Origin of the sequence: Burkholderia sp. LK4 (assembly GCF_001043615.1) — a bacterium.
Lineage (GTDB): Bacteria > Pseudomonadota > Gammaproteobacteria > Burkholderiales > Burkholderiaceae > Burkholderia > Burkholderia cepacia.
Map to the genome: position 1 here is coordinate 1 of NZ_LDUL01000155.1, position 512 is coordinate 512.

Sequence of the window (512 nt, forward strand, 5' to 3'; positions counted from 1 at the left end):
TGGCCAGCCAGGCCCCGCATGATTCCCGCATGATCCGGGGGATGTTGTCACCGGGCCTGGTGGGTGGCTGGTGATCGCTAATAGGGGTTTGGCCGGGATATCCCGACGCCGTCCGTAACGTGGATGCCGAGACTTGCCACCGTTGTTGCAGGCCAATCCGTTCACTCTGCATAGATTGCAATGCAAGAAACCCAACAACATGACGATGACGCCGTTGCTGTCTTCATTGGCGTCGACGTCGGTAAAGGCCAGCCACGCCGTTGCGCACGATCGGAATGGCAAGCGCCTGTACAACAAAGCGCTACCCAACGACGACGTCAAGCTGCGCGCCCTCTCGCCGAACTCAGCACTCACGGCCGACTTCTATTCGTCGTCGATCAGCCCTCCACCATTGGCGCACTTCCTGTAGCCGTCGCCCGCGCTGAAGGCGTACTCGTCGCCTATCTGCCCGGACTGGCCATGCACCGCATCGCTGATCTGCACGCCGGCGAAGCCAAGACCGATGCCCGCGA

Annotated in this window: 1 pseudogene; it reads left to right on the plus strand. The window is 61.5% G+C overall.

What is annotated here, in order from left to right:
- Nucleotides 1–180: 180 nt before the first annotated feature.
- Nucleotides 181–450, plus strand: a pseudogene (locus VK92_RS41325) (IS110 family transposase); the annotation flags it as partial.
- Nucleotides 451–512 lie beyond the last annotated feature (62 nt).